We start from the raw sequence: 16660 nt of genomic DNA, 5'->3' as shown, positions 1-16660 counted from the left end.
GCCCATATCCTCGCATGGTCGTCTTGGCGTAGGTGCCATCAGGCCAACGCGCGCAAAGCCCATCTCAGGAAAAAATTGCAACTGTAATGCTAGCATTACAGTTGTCGTTTTGCTTTGAGGTGGGCGCGCTGGGCGATCGCCTGGTGAGCTCTGCGCCAGAGTGACCATGCGATTGTGTGGGCGGGTTGGATCCGCTTTCGAGCAAGCCTAATGGCGATGCGGCGAATTTCCTGGATTGACCATCGGATCAATGACGAGGCAGCGAGAGGTTTTGTTTTGGCCTGGTTCGGCGCTGCGTTTTTTTGGCTGCGGCAGATTGGCATGATGGCGAATTACCGCCATCATCGCGAAGGCGAGCATCACCATAGATACGTGGCGATGCCAACCGTGCCAGGATCGGCTCTCGTTGTGATCGAGCCCGAACTCGTTTTTGGCGGTCTCAAAACTGTCCTCGATCGCCCAGCGATGGCCTTCGACCGCGACCAGCGTTTCGATGACTGTTCCTGCTGGGCACCAGGTGGTGAAGAAGGCCAGGTCACCATCTGCGATGCGACGACGGATCAGCAGACCGCGGGTCCACAGGCCGTCATTTGCGTTGTTGAACTGGTCGGCATCGAGATCGGCCAGTTCGAGATAGCACCAATCATGCAGCCTCGGTCCTTTGGTTCCGTCCCCTGACGACAGGCGCTTCCAGTCGGATGAACGCCGCGTCGATGCGATGTCCGCGGCGGTGCCAGAGACGGCTCGTCGCTTGCCCCAGGATCGGAACACATGAGTGCTGCTGACCCCGAGCACATAGCCTTTGCCTGCCTCCCGTAGTTGCTGTTCGATATCTCCAACGCCATAAACCGTGTCAGCAGCCACCCACTTGAATGGCACATCCGCAGCTATCGCGCGTGCGATCATTTTAGTCGCAAGCTTTGGTTTAGTCGCAAAGCCCGTGGCGGCAGGCACGTGTGTGGCTTCCAAACGATCTGGATCGTCGATCCAATCCTTGGGAAGATACAACGCGCGATCGATGAACGCATGGCCATGACGCGAAACGTAACTAGCGAAGACGCCGATCTGGCAGTTCGTGATCTTGCCTGCCGAACCAGTGTATTGCCGCGCTACGCCGCACGACGCCTTGCCCTGTTTGAGAAATGCAGTCTCGTCGATGACAACGACCGCATCGTCATCCGCCAAATGCTCGATGACATAATCGCGCACGATGTCGCGCAAGGCATCAGCATCCCAATCCCTGCGACCCAGGATCGCCTGCTGCCGCCATGGACCAGGATCGCCAGCTGCCTCCGCCCGCATCCAGCCCGTCTTGCGTGGCTCGTCGCCGAGCAGACCTTCCAGAAAAAGGCCTGCGGTTCTCGCAACGCGTTCCTGCCCGAACAACGGACGTATCCGCTTCTTCACCTCACGAAGCGACGCAGCCCATAGCGCAAGCGTTTCTTCAATCGACGCTGTCCGTGTCCACGATCTTCGAATCATGGTTGCCCATGGATTTAGAAGCCCACAGAAAATGTAATGCTAGACTAGCTTCGTGGCGTGAGCGCTCTCAAATCGTCGAAGCCATTATTCTCACCAAAGTAGGTAGTATCTCGATGTATTATTGGTGTGTACGGTCAATTAGCATCTCGCTGTACAAGGCTATCGTGTAGCTAACTAACCTGAGGGCACCTATAGAGTCTGCCGCACATTAAGTGATGACACTCCCCGCAATCCAGTAGAGGTTCATGCGGAACAAGGAAGATGGTCTGGCGATTTTCAGCTCGCCGGGCTGCTCAAATTGGCTCAATTTGGCTCGATGTCACTCCAGAGACCCTCCGACACGCCCGGAAGCCGAACAGCAAGGCCGAAAGTTGTGGTGCGGCGACGGTTGTTGGTTGCCCCGCTCAGCAATATTGGCAAAGAATCGAGGAGAACATTGTGAGCGGGGAGATTGCAGGTTCGAATATTTCGCCTGGATTGCTGAGCGCTGGGCGATCCAACGAAAACTTTGTCCGGGCCCAAAAGGTCTTCCCAGATGGTACCTCGCGAGTAACGATTGAGCGAGATCCAACTCCACTCTATATCGAGCGTGGGATGGGCAGCTATCTGTTCGATGTTGATGGCCGCTGGTTTCTCGATCTTAATTGCAACTTTACGACGTTGATCCATGGACATGCCTTCAGGCCCGTGGTGGAAGCGCTAACGCATCAGCTCCAGCGCGGCACCTGCTTCGCAAATCCGACGGAGAGGGAGATCGAACTCGCTGAACTACTTTGCGGCCGCATTCCGCAGGTTGATCGTGTTCGCTTTGTCAATACGGGAACTGAAGCCGTGCTGTTCGCGATCAAAGCTGCGCGGGCTTTCACCGGACGAACGAAGATTGCCAAGCTCGAGGGCGCCTACCATGGCGCCTATGACTGGGTCGAGGTCAGTCAAGCGGCGACACCCGACAATTGGGGGGACGCCATCGAGCCCAAGTCTACAGCCTTCTATCGCGGGATGCCTGCGAGGGTGCTCGACGAAGTAGTTGTGTTCCGGTTCAATGATGTTGAAGGGGCGCGCCGCTCGATATCATCAAATGCGCACGATCTTGCCGCCATCATTCTGGATCCGATGCCGAGCCGCGGTGGCCTCGTTGCGCCAAAGCCTGAATTCATGGCCGCGGTGCAGGAATCTGCCCGCAAGAACGGCATTCTGGTGATTGCTGATGAGGTCCTCAATCTTAGGCAGAGTTTCGAGGGTGCTTCCGCACGTTACGGCCTTGTTCCGGACCTCATCACGATGGGCAAGATCATCGGTGGCGGTTTGCCGATTGGAGCAATCGGCGGTCGCGAGGACGTAATGAAGGTATTCGATGCCTCAGCGGGTCGGCCGCTGCTTCCGCAAGGCGGTACGTTCTCCGCCAATCCACTATCCATGACAGCGGGGCTGTCCGCAATGCGGCATCTGGATCAAGCGGCTTTTGCACATCTTGAGATTCTTGGAGACATTGTCCGGGACGGGATTCGTCGAGCTATCTCAGCCAGGGACGCGCCGCTGTGTGTGACCGGAGCCGCCTCACTGTTTCGTATCCATCCGAAGGCGCAAACCCCGAATGAATACCGCGAGGCCTATCTCACGTCTGCCGGCGCAGATCGAATGAAGGAGCTTGTACGCTTCTTTGCGAATAACGGCATCATCCTGCCGTATGGTGCTGCCGCATCGATCTCGACACCGATGACGCGCGCCGACGCTGAGTTCATCGTGGAGGTGTTCGCGGGCTTTCTCGATAGCCGTGAAGACATTTTCGGCCGATAACGGTAGGCAAATGAACGCACTGTGTCAGCAGTGCTTTTCGGCATGATGATTGTTGATATGCAATCAATGGGCCGATATCGACAGCTTTCAGTTAAGGGCCGGGGGTCCTGGCGGCCTTGCAGAAAGATGTTCAGAATTCCTTGAGGATATGGCATGGGTAAATCTGCGTGGCGATAGCGTCCACGGAAGATCCGATTTGGTCCCCGTCCTCTTGGCGCAAGACCGACGTCCATGTTTTCGCTGCTCGTGACAGTCCAACAGCCACTTTGCATGCGTACATAAGAGCATGGCGGTCCGTTTTCGCTTAACGTTCGTCATTGCGCCGATTTATTAGGACCACGATTCGTGCTGGTTGTGGTAAAAACAAGTTCGATCTCGCGAGATACCTCCAGGATAGCTTCTGGATGTTGGCCATTCTCACAGAGTGCATATTTGAGCGCTTGCGCGCGGCTCGCGAACAGGCCACCAAAATGACCATTCTGTTCGCGGACGACCCAGTTGCCAAAACGATTCTTGCCAACAAAGACGGTCGAGCTCTTGCGGCGTCCGGAAGGAAATTCGGCGAGCTTCATGACCACATGCCCATGAGTTTGGGGCTTCGGCGTTTGGAGATCACCGCACCCTTTCATGAAATTCGTTCGCTGCAGAGCACGAGCGGACCAATTGACTACGTGTTTTGGTGCCCGAGACCATCCCCGTTTTCGGCTGGGAGAGAGAGCCGGAACGGCTCGCTTAGTGTCCCCGCCTATGAGTTGTCCGCTCGCTTCAAGCAGCACGGCGCTATGCTGCCGCTTCTGATTACTTCCGCACTTTCCTTGGGCTCATGATGTGCAACGAGCACTACGCCGAACGTTCGCCGCCGCAGCGCAGCTGAGCATAAACGACGTCATTGCCATCGGGATTGTCAGCCAAGCTCGCTTGGCGCCTCCAGGCGCGACCGGTTCCGCGACGCACCGTCGAGATATCTTGTGTGCTGGTGGGATGAATGGAGTACCTATCGGATTTGGCATCTGCAGCTCCGTTCTTAGATCGCGATTAATGAACGGCGGTATTCGTTCCCTTTTTTAAGGGCCCTCTCGATTGTAGTCATCTGGCACGATTGTTGCTCATCGCGGTCACCGATTACGGCACCTTAGCCGCGAACCGGTCATCGATCTCGATGGCTAAGTCTACAGCAAGCACGAAGCGACTCCCGCTACCAATCCTAGTAAGAAAGATCGCTTTCACCTTCGCTCGAAACGAGGAAATGTGCCCTGCCGCCGTTTGCGGCAATTGCGATCATTGATATTTGTCGCTTGGGCAGCAAGCATAAACCCCGTCGTCGAGGAGTACTATTTGGTTTTTCGACGTGAACGCACCGGCTTGCGACCCTTACGCAAGGTCTTTGGCGGCGCCGCACCTTTGGGTGGTTGAAGAAAGAATTCAGACAAATCAACATCAAGCGTTTTTGCGATGCGCTCGAGAATATCGATTGTCGGGTTCTCCGATTGCTGCTCGATACCGCCCAAATAGGAGCGGTCAACCCGTGCATCGTAGGCCAACCCCTCTTGCGAAATACCGCGATCTACGCGGATCCGGCGCACATTCCAAGCGACAAGCGCACGAGCTTTCATGCGCTAAAGCAGCCATTCTGACGGCCATCAAACCACTGGCTATAACCTGCCTATTGCGGTAGGTTCGCCTCGAATACAGATGAGCAGAGTCCGCGCGTAAGCTAAGTGAAAGAGCTGGTACTGGATCCAGGCGTCGTTATGTCGCGACGGGCGAGCCAATGCCGACGAGTTATGCAGAGAAACATCCGAGGTCGATCTCTTGGTTCGGGCCGACGACGACCGCACGCAGTACGGCAGTTCTGCTGATCGCGCCCTGCGTAACGGACCGCGATCAATGCATTCTGGCGGCGGTCCGAGCGAGCGAATCGAAGGGAACGGAACGGGCGGTGCAAGCCACGAATTGGCTTTGGCAAGGACTGTTCCTGCAGACCGCGACAATCGGTTCTCTACGAAGAGGCTCTGAACACGGCTACCTCGCTTCAATCGATGCTTCTCAATCTGGTAGGACTTTCAGGCAGTGCCGCCCGATCCCAAGATCGCAGATTCCGCGCCTAACGGGCCCCAGCTCACGCCGTATGACGAGCAACATGCCGTCACCTATATGCGTCTCCTGGATGCCGAGGCCGATAACGCTGATTGGCGTGAAGTTGCGCGCATTGTGCTTGGTATTGATCCCACCCTTGATCCGGATCGGGCCCGCGGTAGTTTTGAAAGTCATCTGGCTCGCGCCAAGTGGGCGGCGCGTCAGGGCTTTCGCCATCTCCTGCAGCGCGGTTGGTCGAAGAGTGAGGAATGAATGCATTTGAAAAGGGCGTCACTTCTGTTGATGTCCGATCGCAAAACTAGATCGTCCCATCGCGGAACTGCATAAAGAGCGAATATTTGCATCTGACAATCAGAAATAGTCGCATTTCTCGGCCTGCAATTCCTTTGCATGCGTTAAAAACATACGGGGAGAGTAGTACGATGCCGGGTGCAGGCTGGAAATCAAAGGAAGCCTATCCTGATGCCAGGAAAGCAGAAGCTGCGGACCTAGCTTGGGAGTGGCTGCGCCGCAATTGCGAGTACCAAAAGGACTATATGGCCCTGACCGCCAGCGAATGATCCGTCGCGATGGCGGACCACGTCCGACAGCAGTGGGGGCTGTCTTTTTGCAGCTAATCCGCAAGAGACGTTCGAGCAACAAGCCATTTTCTGAGCGCCTGAAGTGCTGTCGACCGTGCTGTCCGTGCGCGCGGCTGTCGGCTCGACGGCGTCCCAACCGTACGATCTGGATTTCAGCAAGCTAGCGGGCAGGGAGCTTCGTTGCGCGCTGGATGGATGGCATGCCATCGTGGCGCTGGGAGGAGCGAAGCGTCCGTGTGGCTAAGCGAACTTCCATCGGGCGCCTCATCGGTTGCTGTCGACCTGCCGCTCGACCCGCAATTTCGAGGTTCGTTTTCGGGCAGCTCATCGACTTTCGCTGGCACTCGAACGGCGGCCCATTGGACCACCTCCTCTGGCGCCGCCAATCCTGACGCGTCATCGGCTCACCCTTGCCTCCGTGCAGTCGATGGGTCGCTGAAAGGAAATAGCTATCGCGAGATCGCGCAAGGTCTCTTCGGCAAGCATCGTACTCCCGATCGCGGCTTAAAGAACAGACCCCGCAACCGGACCATTTGCCTAGTTCAGACGGGACTGCGTCTCATGCGAGGCGACTATCGCGCATTGCTCCGTCGTAACCGCAAAGACAGGGGCGAGGGGGCCCGACGTTTTTATATCGATGGTACGGTCCGGATATCTCAGACGATTGTAGTTGCCCGGTTTGAAGGCGGAAAGGGTTCTGGCGGGCGCGGTTAGCGTTCTGGACTGCGGCTTGGCCGCGGTACTCGCCAAAAAAGCGAGTCTCGCCGTCGATCGGGAACGGTCTGCATGTGCAATTGGACGCGCTTGCAATATTCAAAGCATCGATCGAACTTCTGCTAGCACCGATACGCGGTTAGGCTTCCGGAATTACGGCCTTTTTACAGAGCCGAGCGACCCATCGGCAAAAGGCACGAGCGACTTCGGGATTGTCACTTCGGTCCACCGCATAGGCCCGATACTGCATGCCGCTTGGAGTACGCGAGCCCGGTATCACATGGAGCGTCCCCGTGCGCACGAGATCGCTGACAATGATTTCAGGGGCTACCAGCAGGCATTTCCCGGTTATGACGGCCGGCAAAGCAAGGTAATTATGATCGTATCGCGCCCCCGACTTGATGTCCTTTGCGGTCAGGTTCATGGCCCTGAGCCATGTGGGCAGTATGTCCGGCCGCGATGTGATGTTCAGAATTGGCATCGAACGGGCAGTTGCGAGCGTTTTTCCCATGACATGATTTGGCGAGCCTACGCATACGAGCGTCTCATTGTGGATTGCCCAATCGTCGGCCGGTTCAACGACACAAAGATCGCGAGTAAGCAAGATGTCGAAATTGTCGGAGGATCTCGGCGGAGACAATGAACTGATCACGTCGACGACTATGCCGCCCATCTCAGCAGAGAACGCCTGGAGATTTGGAATCAGAAAGGAGTATGCGAAGGTGGAAAGAGACGTGCGGACCACGATTCGATTAGCGTCCGTTCGGCTTTTACGCCGCATTCTCTTCGCGGTGAAACACACTGTGTCGAGCGGTTCGGCAACGGCGTTCGCGAAGAGCCTCCCGAATTCTGTCAATTCGCTCCGCCGGCCTCGCCGTTGTACAAGATCCGTACCGAAGTAGTCTTGTAACACAGCCAAATAACGACTGACCGAGCTCTGTGTCGTTCCCAATGAGCTCGCTGCACGCGTTACACTTCCCTCGCGCGCAATGGTCACAAACGCCCGGATAGCATTGAGAGGCACGTCATCGTTTTGGGCGGCCATCTTCTGCTCCGGTAGCTTCTGGATTGTCCGCTGATTGTCACGGCGGCCCATTGCCAGTCATGAATGCTCCATCACATTATTCGATGTGTATAGCCGGATTACCGCGTATAAACGATATCTCGCGCACAAAATCCGCCTTCTCGGTATGGTCCGTGCGTCCGGGCCCGCGAACGACGTCGATTGCTTTCTACGTCTTTTTAAGAGGTGGATCTCCAGGTGTCAGCAAGGGTGACCGGTCGCTGATGTCGCAATCGACATTTCGGGCTGTCTAGATGACAGGCCCGCTATCTTGCCGACAGCGTCAGGATTGCGCCCGGGCAGGACTCGCTGCTGAGTGCCGGCGCCCGACTTTAGGCATCAATCGCAGCGTTCAGCGAAGGAAGCGAGCTTCAGCCGCCTTAACCTCGCGCATATTCTGGATCCTGAAAATCTCATCCACCGGCACAATATCCTTGTAGACGTTCTGGACGCCGCCGTCTGCGATGATCCGGCGGAAAGTCTCCTGCATGGCGGTTGCGGCAGCACGGATGCCGTAGTTGCCATAGATCATCATGCAAACATTGCCCAGAGTTTTGACCCGCTTGGCGTCGAGCTCAGGGTAGGCATTTGGTACGATCACCAGCGGAACCGATCCGGTCCAGGCGCGCGAAAAGCTTTCGATTTCGCAAGGAGCCTTCCTTTTCGAATGGATCAGAATCATGTCCGCGCCAGCCTCCGCATAAGCGTATGCCCGATGCAAGGCCTCCGCTTCGCCGAGGCTCGCGATCAACGCTTCGGTGCGGGCAATGACGAGGAAATCCGGATCCGATCTTGCCGTGATGGCCGCCTCCATCTTTCCCTGGAATTCTTCAATGCGCAACAGCTCCTGACGGCCGTCGGCAACAAGGCTCGTCACTTTTGGAAAAGTCTTGTCCTCGATGACAACGGCGCTGGCGCCGGCCCGCTCATATTCCGTGATAGAGTGAATGACGTTGATCGCATTGCCATAGCCCGTATCGATGTCGGCGACAATCGGCAGCCTCGTGCGTCCGGCGATCGCCCGCAGCATGTCCAGATGCTGTGTCATCGAAATCAGGCTCATGTCCAGCAGCCCATAAAGCGCTGACAGCTCGAAGCCGGACGCCCATAGTCCATCAAATCCAGCTTCTTCCGCGAGGATAGCTGAAAACGGGCTGTGGGCGGCCATGATGTGGACCAGGCCGGTCTCGGCGATGCGGGCGCGCAGGCTTTTGGGGGACATCAGAAGATCTTTCAGGACAGGGTCGCGCAGGCTGCGATGATACGGTCGCAAGCCCGGGTGAGCTCCTCGAGCGAGGAAGCATAGGAAATCCGGATATAGGGTGATGCCATGAAGCCGCTGCCCGGCACGACAGCCACGGCGAAAGCATCAAGCAAATACATGGCAAAGTCGGTGTCGCTTTCGATCACCTTGCCCTCTGGCGTGCGCTTGCCGACGACACCCGCGCAGGAGGGGAAAACATAAAAAGCGCCGTCCGGTACACCGCAAGAAAGCCCCTTGGCCCGATTCAGCTTGGCGACGACAAGATCGCGTCGCTCCAAAAACGCGCGCACGAACTCTTTGATATGGCCCCGCCTTCCTGACAGCGCCTCGAGCGCGGCGTATTGAGAAATCGAGCTGGTGTGCGAGGAGGTCTGGCCCTGGATGAGGTTCATGGCCTTGATCAGCGCCAGAGGTCCTGCACCGTAACCGACCCGCCAGCCCGTCATTGCGTCTGCCTTGGATACGCCGTTGACTAATAAGGTGCGCTCGTAGAGGTCCGGCGCGACTGCGCTCATCGTTGCGAAGTCGGCATCATAGGTGAGCTTTTCATAGATGTCGTCGGATAGCACGTGCACTTGGGCATGCTCGCGCAACACCGCGGCAAGCGCTAGCAAATCACTTCGGCTGTAAACCGCACCGGTCGGATTGCATGGGGAATTCAGCATCAACCATTTGGTGCGCGGTGTGATCGCCTTCTTCAGCGCCTCGGGGCGCAGCTTGAAGCCTTCGAATTCATGGCAGGCGACGAGCACCGGCTTGCCGCCGGCCAGGGCCACCATGTCGGGATAGGAGACCCAGCACGGCGTCGGGATCACAACCTCGTCGCCCGGATCGAGACTGGCGAAGAGTGCGTTGAACACAACCTGCTTGGCGCCGCAGCCGACCGTGATCTGGTCAATGCCGTAGTCGAGCCCATGATCGCGACGCAGGCTCTCGCGAATCGCTTCCCGCAGTGACTTGATTCCGGGGATCGCCGTGTATTTCGTCTGTCCGTTGCGGATTGCCCGGATGCCAGCTTCACAGATAGCGGACGGCGTGTCGAAATCCGGCTCGCCCTGGCTGAGCGTAATCACATCGGCGCCCTGATCGCGCAGCTCGGCGGCGCGAGCCGTCATGACCTTGGTTTGAGAGGGGCGGACGACCTTGAGCCGTTCTGAAACCAGAGACAAGACACAATATCCTATGAGTTCGAATGAGCAGTCTCGTGGGGATCTATCCGAACGCGAACGGCCAAACGAACCGGGTGATCGCGGCTTTGGATAAAATCATCGAAGATTGCGATAATTGTATTGCTTCTTCGTGCGGCTCTGTTGGGCGCTCGCGCAGTGCGTTGCCTCGCACCGTTTCCTCTTCATCAGCCTGCCCGGGATCGCCGACCATCGCATGTTCGCAAGCTTACATCGACTTATTCGATGAACGTCATCCTGCCGTAGCAGTTCGGGTTCTTAAGGTCGTGCACAATCGTGAATATGCCTGACTGACATCAGCGGCAATTTTCGGTGGTCCGCCAAGGGCCGTGCCGATCTTAAGAATTCACGGTTGTGGCATTCGCATCAATGGAAGTGAACCGGAGGCGGTGATGACCCGTATTGATCTGACGAGACGGCAAGCCATTGCAGGCGCCGTTACCGCAAGCGTGTTCGCCAGCACAGGCGCCGGCGCTGCGGAGGGCGAGCCTAAGACATTGACGCGTCGGCGCCTTCGGGTCGGCATGTCCGGATTTCCGCGATCCTTCGACCCGGTCATCGCGACCGATACTGCCATTCGCCGGGTCATGCCGCAGCTTTTTGATACGCTGATCACCTTCGACCACGCCCATGACATGGCGCTACGGCCCAGCTTGGCTGAGCGTTGGGAGCGGATCAATGCGCAGTCGTTGCGGCTGTTCTTGCGCAAGGGAGTGGTTTTCCATGACGGAACGCCTTTGACGGCCGAAGATGTTGCCTTTAGCCTTGGTCCTGACCACCTGCTGGGACCCGGACGCAGCGGGATGTCCGAGGCGCTTCAGTCGCTTGATCGGCTTGAGAAGGTCGAAATTGTCGATCCTTACACCGTCATTGCGCATGCAAAGGGCGGTGACGCGCTCCTGGAGCAACGTCTGGCTGCTTGGGGATCGGAGATCGTCAGCCAGCGCGCCTTCGTGGCGGCGGGCTCGTGGGAGCGCTGGATCACAGCCCCTGTCGGAAGCGGTCCCTATAAGCTCGTCGATCACAAGCTCGATATTCGTATCTCGTTGACCGCCCACGATGCGTATTGGGGCGGGCGGCCGCCGTTCGATGGCATCGAATACCGCATCATACCCGAACTTTCCGCGCGCGTGAACGGCTTGCTCGCCAGCGAGCTCGACATCGCCACTGACATTCCGCCGGACCAGTTCGCGGGCATCCAGAAGCGTGCTGATCTCGAGGTCGTGGGTGGTGCCGTGCAGAATATCCGCTCGCTCGTCTTCGATCAAACCGACCCCCTTCTGAAGGATGCGCGTGTTCGCCGTGCAATGAGCCTTGCGCTCGACCGCAAGCTGATCGTGCGGAGCTTGTGGGAGGACCGGCTCCCGATTCCGAACGGTTACCAGTTGCCGAGCTACGGCGAAGGCTACATCCACGAGTTCCCCTCGCTTGCCTATGATCCCGACAAAGCAAAGGAGCTGCTGGCCGAAGCGGGCTACAAGGGAGAGCAGATCACGTATCGTCTGCTCAACAATTACTACCCCAATCAGGTCTCTGGCGCGCAGACCATGATCGAGATGTGGCGTGCGGTTGGCCTGAACGTCAAACTTCAGATGATGGAAAACTTCGCGCAAATTCAGCGCCAGCCGGTGCGTGCCATCTTTGATACGTCCAATACGGCACTCTTTCTGGATCATCTCGGCCATCCCTGGCGTGAATACGGTCCGAGCGGCACCCTGCCAAAGTCAATTGGAATCTGGAGGAACGAGGAATATTTCGCGCTCGGCGCCAAGCTCCAGGACACCGTCCAGGGCGAACAGCGCCGGCCGATCATCCGTCGCATGCTCGAGATCATCAACGAGATCGATCCGCCTTGCGTGATCCTGCACGTGTCGGGCCAGTTCTATGGCAAGCGTCGCGACGTACCGTGGCTGCCGGGGCTGACGCTCGATCTCAATTTCGGCCCGTTCAACAGGGCTCTGATCCGGACCTGATCGCGATGAGGCACACCTTGAACCGACCATTGTGCGATAGCAATCCCCCCTTGGAGCTAGCCCTCGGCCAGAGGTCTTGGCGATGACCTGGTTTGACGACAACCTCGCCACTGGCGATCTTGCAATCCTGTTCAAAGTCTCGCGGACGATCCATGGGGAGCGCCGCGCCGCCTGGAAGGCGCGGACGCTGCGCCGCATTCATCGAAGCCAGGCGACCGACGATCTGACAGCGCGCCGGCGAGTGAAGGAGCGCCTTGTGATCGGATGCGAGGTCAAGACTGTCGGGGCTGCCCGGCCCATGTGTGAAAGCTGCACGAACATCGGTCGTTCCGAGGCGCATGGTACGATCTCATTTGGGGAGCATTCGTGCTCCTTTGCAGACGTTGTCGATGCCAGCAGTTCCAGGCGCGCGCGCACACCTGTCGCGCAATTGTGCCACTGGGTAGGCCCGCTTGCCGCTGATCGCCGAATGTCGGCGGAGTTGCCACCCCAGGATGACGCTGTAGCATCGTTTCTCTCCTGCCGTGGCAAGGGCGCCGTTCCAGCCGAGCTGGTGCAATGCCTATGATGCGGGAAGGGCAGGGACCTTCCATGGAGGCGCTTCTTCAGATCGCGGGTTTGCGTGTGGCGTTCGACGGTGTGCCGACGCTGCGCGGAATCGATCTCACTCTACGGCGTGGCGAGTCGCTGGGCATGGTCGGCGAAAGCGGTTGCGGCAAATCCGTGACATGGCTTGCTGCGCTCGGACTGCTGACGCCGCGCGCTAAAATCACGGGCAGCGTACGCCTGGCCGGAGAGGAGCTGCTCCATGCGCCAGCCTCTCGCCTCGACAAGGTGCGCGGCGGGCAGATCGCCATGATCTTCCAGGATCCGGCGAGCGCGCTTAATCCTGTTCGCACGGTGGGCGATCAGATCTCTGAAGCCCTTCGCCTCCATCGCAGCATGGACCGCCGCACGACGCTTGTCGAAGCGCGACGTCTGCTCGACCAGGTCGGCATCCCCGATGCAGCGCGCCGCCTTGGCGCCTATCCCCACGAATTATCCGGCGGGCAGAACCAGCGCGTCATGATTGCCATGGCTCTCGCAGGGCAGCCCGATATCTTGATCGCTGATGAACCTACCACCGCCTTGGACGTCACCATTCAAGCGCAGATCCTTGAGCTTCTGCGGCAGATCCAACGCGAGACAGGCATGGCGCTGGTCCTGATCTCGCATGATCTCGGCGTCGTCAGCGAAATCTGTGAACGCGTCATGGTTCTTTATGGGGGGCGCATCGTCGAAGAATTGCCCGCCGACCGTCTTTTTGAGCATTCCGCTCATCCATATACGACAGGCCTTATTGCGGCTCTTCCAAGTCTGGATGCGCCGCCGCAACGCCTCTTCGCCATTCCGGGTGTCGTGCCGAACGCAGCCGATTTTCCGCCAGGCTGTCCTTTCGCCCCTCGTTGCGATCGGCGGATCGGACGCTGCAGTGAATGGGCGATTGAGCTCGCCTCGGTGGATGGCGACATCAGGCACAGAGCCGCCTGCTTGCATGTCACGAGCGAACCGCCCGCGGGCGAGGTCGCGGCTGCATGACCGGGACTGCTCCGCCGATCCTAAAAGCCGATGGGCTTGTCCGCCGTTATCGCTTGCGACACGGCCTTTTCCACCGTCCAGCGATGGTCCACGCGGTCAATGGGCTCTCTCTGCGGCTGGCGCGCGGCGAAACGCTCGGACTGGTTGGCGAATCGGGCTGCGGTAAGTCCACTACGGGCCGGCTCCTGATCGGCCTGGACCGACCGGATGCCGGCACGGTGACCTTCGGCGGAGAAGCTTTGCCTGCTATGGGCGATATTCGATGGCGCCGGCTCAGGATGCGAATCCAAATGGTGTTTCAGGATCCGCTAGCTGCGCTCGATCCCCGCCTGACGATCGGCGCGCAAATGGCCGAGCCAATCGACATTCATCGGCTTGGCAGCAAGTCGGAACGAGACGGGCGGGTCAATGCGCTTCTCGCGGATGTGGGGCTCAGGACCGATCACCTCCGGCGCTATCCGCACGAGCTTTCAGGCGGCCAGCGCCAGCGTGCCGTCCTGGCTCGTGCTCTTGCGACCGATCCAGATCTCATTGTCTGCGACGAGCCAGTATCGGCGCTCGACGTCTCGATCCAGGCGCAAGTGATCAATCTTCTACGCGAGCTGCAGGAGCGGCGGCACATGGCGATGATCTTCATCAGCCATGATTTGCGAGTAGTCCGGCTGATCAGCGATCGGATCGCTGTGATGTATCTCGGCGCCATCGTCGAGGAAGGCGCCTCTGAGGCGGTTCTTCTGGATCCTTTGCATCCTTACTCGCGGGCGCTGGTTTCCGCGGTGCCCAGGCCGGGGAGACATCGGTCTCGCGCGATCCTGCAAGGAGATCCGCCCGATCCGGCTGCGCGACCGGGCGGGTGTGCATTCCATCCTCGCTGTCCGGTCGCGCTTCCACTTTGCGCGCGGTTCGCCCCAGAGCTCAGATCCGCTCCTGACGGGCGCCGCGTCGCCTGCCATCTGGTCGGCGATCATGGCGCCCAACTCGACAAGGAGGCATGATGGTTCGCTTCATAGCGGCCCGCTTGGCGCGCGCGTTGCTGACCGTCGGAGTTGTGGTCACATTCGCATTCGTGGTGCTGCGCGCCTCTGGCGATCCGGCCCGCGCGTTGCTGTCGCCGGAAACCCCGGCGGAAGCGGTCGAGGCCTTCCGAAAGGCCTGGGGGCTCGATGCGCCACTCTGGGTGCAATACACCAGATACCTCTTTGCGGTCGTTCATGGAGATCTCGGCCAATCGATGCGTGATGGGCGTTCCGCGATCGCCGTCGTCGCGGAGCGCATTCCTGTCACGCTGATGCTGACTGCGCCGGCGCTGATCCTCAATCTGTTGATCGGCATTCCGGCCGGCATCTACGCGGCTCTCAAACGAGATAGCATCGCGGATCGATTGGTGATGATGGTCGCGGTCGTGGGCTTCACCGTGCCATCCTTCGTGCTTGGCCTCGTGTTCGTACTGGCTTTCGCGGTCGAGCTTCCCTGGTTCCCCTCGGGCGGCGCCGGCGGTTGGCAGCATTTGGTGCTGCCTGTCATCACGCTCGGTCTGGGGGGCGCGGCCGTTTTGGCGCGTTTCAGCCGCAGCGCCATGCTCGAGGTGCTTGGGCAGCCCTATATTCGTGCGGCCAGCGCCAAGGGTGTGCCTTGGCCCCGCGTCGTGACCGGCCACGCTCTGCCGAACGCGGCCATAGCGGTGCTGACAATCGTCGGCTTCATGGTTGGCAATCTCATCGCGGGAACCGTGCTCGTCGAAAGCGTTTTTTCGTGGCCAGGCATTGGTAGCCTCCTGGTCGTCTCAGTTGCGAGTCGTGATTTGGCTGTCGTCCAGTGCATCATGCTCGTCGTAGCTGCCGCCATGATTACCACCAATGTCACGGTCGATCTGCTCTATGGCATGCTCGATCCACGTTTGCGCGACTTGCGCTCTGGGAGGCGATAAGTGTCGAGCATCTCCGCAGAAAAAGTTCTGCCGTCTTCGAGTATGCGCGGAATGTGGTGGTGGCGCGACCGCGCGATCGGAATAGCGGTTGCCTGGCTAGGCCTCATGCTTCTTGTCGCAATCTTTGCTGATCGCCTCGCCCCTTATGACTATGCAGCCCTCGACCTTCATCATCGCCTTGCTGCACCTCTTGGCCTCGGCGGAACCATCGCGCATCCCTTCGGTTCGGATGAGCTCGGCCGGGACGTGCTGTCGCGCCTGGCTATATCGATCCGCATCAGCCTCCTTATCGCCTTCGGGGCGACGTTGATAGGCGCCGTCCTTGGGATCACGCTTGGCATATTGGCCGCTCACTTCCGCGGCTGGGTAGAGCAGGTCATCCTCGGTTGTATTGATTTCCAGGCAAGCATGCCGTTTCTCGTTTTGGCACTCGCAGTGCTTGCCTTCTTCGGCAACTCTCTGCTCCTCTTCGTGGGGCTCATTGGTCTGCACGGATGGGAACGCTACGCCCGCGTCACCCGCGCGCTTGCGATGAGTGCCAACGAGCATGCCTATGTGATCGCCGTACGCCAGCTTGGCGCAGGGCCATGGCGCGTCTACCTGCGCCACATCATGCCGAACATCGCGTCGACCTTGATCGTCACCATGACGCTCGCGTTTCCGGACATCATTCTGCTCGAGAGCGGTCTTAGCTTTCTTGGACTTGGAGTGCAGCCGCCTCTTACGTCGCTTGGCAATATGGTCGGCTATGGACGTGACTATCTGACCCGTGCTCCCTGGATCCTTGCGCTCCCTTCGCTGGTCATCTCGCTCACGACTTTGTCAATTTCGCTCGTCGGCGATTGGCTGCGCGAGCGGATCGACAAGACATTATCATGAGTCCTCCAGAACCCTGCTGTCGATCCGTCAGCCCGCGACATCCTGCCTCTCGACTAGCTGCGCCGATTCCGCAGCCGCCGCATTCGAATAGGGAAGGGCACCTCGTTCCCCGGAGCCG

The 16660-nt window shown here is 58.8% G+C and carries 16 protein-coding genes and 1 pseudogene; 11 read left to right on the top strand and 6 right to left on the bottom strand.

Annotated elements, in window-relative coordinates:
- Positions 1 to 291: 291 nt before the first annotated feature.
- A pseudogene (locus XH88_RS06755) lies at positions 292 to 1482 on the bottom strand (IS701 family transposase); the annotation flags it as partial.
- A gap of 261 nt (positions 1483 to 1743) precedes the next feature.
- Here XH88_RS06755 and XH88_RS06750 point away from each other — a divergent pair.
- Positions 1744 to 3279, top strand: a complete 1536-nt coding sequence (locus XH88_RS06750) for an aspartate aminotransferase family protein (RefSeq protein ID WP_271614627.1) — start codon at positions 1744 to 1746, stop codon at positions 3277 to 3279.
- Between the two features lie 314 nt (positions 3280 to 3593).
- Here the strand turns inward: XH88_RS06750 and XH88_RS06745 are convergent, their stop codons facing one another.
- Both XH88_RS06745 and XH88_RS06740 read right to left on the bottom strand, forming a co-directional pair.
- Entirely contained in the window at positions 3594 to 3851 is a 258-nt protein-coding gene (locus tag XH88_RS06745) for a hypothetical protein (RefSeq protein WP_271614626.1), read from the bottom strand.
- Positions 3852 to 4610: 759 nt separating this feature from the next.
- Positions 4611 to 4892 carry a helix-turn-helix domain-containing protein gene (locus XH88_RS06740; RefSeq protein ID WP_271614625.1) on the bottom strand — a complete coding sequence of 94 codons (282 nt, stop codon included), beginning with the start codon at positions 4890 to 4892 and terminating at the stop codon, positions 4611 to 4613.
- Between the two features lie 457 nt (positions 4893 to 5349).
- Between XH88_RS06740 and XH88_RS06735 the strand changes: the two genes are divergently transcribed.
- From XH88_RS06735 to XH88_RS06725, 3 genes are all read left to right on the top strand, one after another.
- On the top strand, positions 5350 to 5628 hold the full coding sequence (locus tag XH88_RS06735) for a DNA -binding domain-containing protein (protein ID WP_271614624.1): 279 nt from the start codon (positions 5350 to 5352) through the stop codon (positions 5626 to 5628).
- Positions 5629 to 5798: 170 nt separating this feature from the next.
- Positions 5799 to 5936: a transcriptional regulator domain-containing protein gene (locus XH88_RS06730; RefSeq protein ID WP_271614623.1), complete on the top strand. Its 138-nt coding sequence runs from the start codon at positions 5799 to 5801 to the stop codon at positions 5934 to 5936.
- 216 nt (positions 5937 to 6152) lie between these two features.
- Positions 6153 to 6671, top strand: coding sequence for a DUF2285 domain-containing protein (locus tag XH88_RS06725; protein ID WP_271614634.1), 519 nt, complete (start codon positions 6153 to 6155; stop codon positions 6669 to 6671).
- Between the two features lie 139 nt (positions 6672 to 6810).
- Here XH88_RS06725 and XH88_RS06720 read toward each other — a convergent pair whose 3' ends face one another.
- The 3 genes from XH88_RS06720 to XH88_RS06710 form a co-directional block, all read right to left on the bottom strand.
- Positions 6811 to 7716 (bottom strand): LysR family transcriptional regulator, encoded by a 906-nt coding sequence (locus XH88_RS06720; protein WP_271614622.1) that lies wholly within the window; start codon positions 7714 to 7716, stop codon positions 6811 to 6813.
- Positions 7717 to 8086: 370 nt separating this feature from the next.
- The gene (locus tag XH88_RS06715) at positions 8087 to 8956 is read right to left on the bottom strand and encodes an isocitrate lyase/phosphoenolpyruvate mutase family protein (RefSeq protein WP_271614621.1); all 870 of its coding nucleotides are present in this window, start codon (positions 8954 to 8956) and stop codon (positions 8087 to 8089) included.
- Positions 8957 to 8967: 11 nt separating this feature from the next.
- Entirely contained in the window at positions 8968 to 10167 is a 1200-nt protein-coding gene (locus XH88_RS06710; protein ID WP_271614620.1) for a pyridoxal phosphate-dependent aminotransferase, read from the bottom strand.
- Positions 10168 to 10190: 23 nt separating this feature from the next.
- Between XH88_RS06710 and XH88_RS06705 the strand changes: the two genes are divergently transcribed.
- The 7 genes from XH88_RS06705 to XH88_RS06675 all read left to right on the top strand — a co-directional run bounded on the left by XH88_RS06705 (position 10191) and on the right by XH88_RS06675 (position 16542).
- Entirely contained in the window at positions 10191 to 10475 is a 285-nt protein-coding gene (locus XH88_RS06705; RefSeq protein ID WP_271614619.1) for a hypothetical protein, read from the top strand.
- 102 nt (positions 10476 to 10577) lie between these two features.
- Positions 10578 to 12158: an ABC transporter substrate-binding protein gene (locus XH88_RS06700; RefSeq protein ID WP_271614618.1), complete on the top strand. Its 1581-nt coding sequence runs from the start codon at positions 10578 to 10580 to the stop codon at positions 12156 to 12158.
- Positions 12159 to 12240: 82 nt separating this feature from the next.
- Complete coding sequence (locus XH88_RS06695) at positions 12241 to 12726, top strand: hypothetical protein (protein WP_271614617.1); 486 nt, start codon at positions 12241 to 12243, stop codon at positions 12724 to 12726.
- 23 nt (positions 12727 to 12749) lie between these two features.
- Positions 12750 to 13736, top strand: a complete 987-nt coding sequence (locus XH88_RS06690) for an ABC transporter ATP-binding protein (RefSeq protein ID WP_271614616.1) — start codon at positions 12750 to 12752, stop codon at positions 13734 to 13736.
- Complete coding sequence (locus XH88_RS06685) at positions 13733 to 14731, top strand: ABC transporter ATP-binding protein (protein ID WP_271614615.1); 999 nt, start codon at positions 13733 to 13735, stop codon at positions 14729 to 14731. Before XH88_RS06690 ends, XH88_RS06685 begins: the two co-directional genes overlap by 4 nt.
- Positions 14731 to 15663: an ABC transporter permease gene (locus XH88_RS06680; protein ID WP_271614614.1), complete on the top strand. Its 933-nt coding sequence runs from the start codon at positions 14731 to 14733 to the stop codon at positions 15661 to 15663. The genes XH88_RS06685 and XH88_RS06680 overlap by 1 nt, the downstream gene beginning before the upstream one ends.
- Before the next feature lie 51 nt (positions 15664 to 15714).
- The gene (locus XH88_RS06675; RefSeq protein ID WP_442868418.1) at positions 15715 to 16542 is read left to right on the top strand and encodes an ABC transporter permease; all 828 of its coding nucleotides are present in this window, start codon (positions 15715 to 15717) and stop codon (positions 16540 to 16542) included.
- Positions 16543 to 16660: the final 118 nt, after the last annotated feature.

Source organism: Bradyrhizobium sp. CCBAU 51627, from assembly GCF_028128765.1.
Classification (GTDB): domain Bacteria; phylum Pseudomonadota; class Alphaproteobacteria; order Rhizobiales; family Xanthobacteraceae; genus Bradyrhizobium.
Note: the sequence above shows the minus strand (reverse complement) of the source record. Positions and strands in the feature narration are given on the sequence as shown.